The sequence below is a fragment of the Acidobacteriota bacterium genome (genome assembly GCA_039030395.1).
Lineage (GTDB): Bacteria > Acidobacteriota > Thermoanaerobaculia > Multivoradales > JBCCEF01 > JBCCEF01.
On the sequence record JBCCEF010000072.1, the window covers coordinates 1 to 1,573 of the forward strand.

Genomic DNA, 1,573 nt, shown 5'->3' on the forward strand with positions numbered 1-1,573 from the left:
CTTCCGGCAAGGTGTAGTGCAGCGCATCGTCACTGTCGATCTTGAACTGGATCGGCACCAGCGGTATCTGCGCCGAGGATGAACCGAGCAGGAAGACGAAAGCGTCGGGCCGGCAATAGGACGCCAGCCGGGCAATGAAACTACGGCGGTCGGCGCCCTCGACGTAGTGAATCAGATCCCACATCAGCACGATGTCGAAGCGCTCGCTCTCATCCGGCAGCCGTAGGGTCTCGGGATGATCGAAGCGAAAGGCCTCGGAACGGCGACCGGGCTCGTCGCAGGCACCGTGGAAGAGATCCTGAATGCACAGATTGGTGGTGAAGCGCGACAGGTAATTGACGTTCTCTGTCGATGACATGCCAAGGTCGAGGATCGCTTCGGGCCGGCGCCGATCGAGTTCCTTGGCCAGCCGAGTCATGCCCGGTGACCGGTAGACGCCGCTCTGCAATGTGGAGGGCCCTACGCCCTCGGCAACCGGCTTACGACGGGAAAACCAACCCATTTCGTCTCGTCCTCAGGTTCGCAAGTAAGAGGCACCGTTGACGTCGATGATCGCACCGGTGGCAAAATTGGCCGCCGGGTCGGCCAGGCAAAGGACCCAATAGGCGACGTCCTCGGTCGTCGCCACCCGCCCGAGAGGGCTTTGTTGTCGGATCGCGTCGGCCATCTCACCCGTGAGGTAGGGCCGCGCCATGGCGGTCTCTACGAACCCCGGAGCCACCGCGTAGACGTAAATGCCGGCTGGTGCCAGGGCCGCCGCCAGCGATTGACTGAGGGCGTTGACACCGGCCTTCGATGCGCCATAAGCCGGGCAGTCAGGCTCGCCGCGAAACGCGCCGCGAGACGAGATGTTGATGATCCGGCCACCGCCTCGCTCACTCATATAGCGCGCAGCGCAATACGCGGTGTGGGCAACCCCCGAAAGGTTGACGCCCACGGTGCGGTCCCAGGCGGCGAGCCAAGCGTCGAAGTCGGTGGTCAGTGGCGGGTGGCGCTCGTAGATACCGGCGTTGTTGACCAGCACGTCCAGCCGGCCGGAGGCCGCCACCACTTGATCGACCATCACACGCACCGCTTCGGGATCCGACAGATCGGCCCCCACGGTGCGGTGCTCTTGGCCCGTCCCTGGGCGCAGCTGGGCGAGGGTCTCCTCCGCAGCGGCCTGATTGCCGTTGAAGTGTACCCAAACCCGCGCCCCACGCTGGGCAAATTGGCGGCAGATCGTACGGCCGATACCGCCCGACCCTCCGGTCACCAGGACGACCGCACCGTTCAGGTCAGCGTCGCTCATACCGCTACCTCGGCCGAGGCCAACAGTTTCTTGGCCGAGGTCGCCACCATCGCCACCATGCCCATCAGCCCCATGCTCTTGCCCATCGACAGCTCGCGACCGAAGATGTCGTAGATCACGTCCCCCGACACGCTACGCACGTCCTCGAGCGGTGCGCCGGACAGGCTCTCGTCGAGGATCACCGCCATCGCCTTGGCCGAGATGCCCTGCGGGTTGTCGACCGCAAAATGGAATTTGAGCGTGCCGTCGTCCTGCTTGCGTGCCCAAACGTAGGCTTCGGAC

Annotated in this window: 3 protein-coding genes; all 3 read right to left on the minus strand. The window is 64.5% G+C overall.

The features are described 5' to 3' along the window. On the minus strand, positions 1-502 hold a 502-nt coding region (locus AAF481_20555), incomplete at its 3' end, for a class I SAM-dependent methyltransferase (protein MEM7483558.1). A gap of 12 nt (positions 503-514) precedes the next feature. Further along, positions 515-1,291, minus strand: coding sequence for an SDR family oxidoreductase (locus AAF481_20560; GenBank protein MEM7483559.1), 777 nt, complete (start codon positions 1,289-1,291; stop codon positions 515-517). Next, on the minus strand, positions 1,288-1,573 hold a 286-nt coding region (locus AAF481_20565; protein ID MEM7483560.1), incomplete at its 5' end, for a hypothetical protein. The genes AAF481_20560 and AAF481_20565, both read right to left, overlap by 4 nt.

What these genes read in the sequence shown, in the direction of transcription:
- AAF481_20560 (MEM7483559.1), bottom strand. Translation starts at nt 1,291, where the DNA reads ATGAGCGACGCTGACCTGAACGGTGCGGTCGTCCTGGTGACCGGAGGG.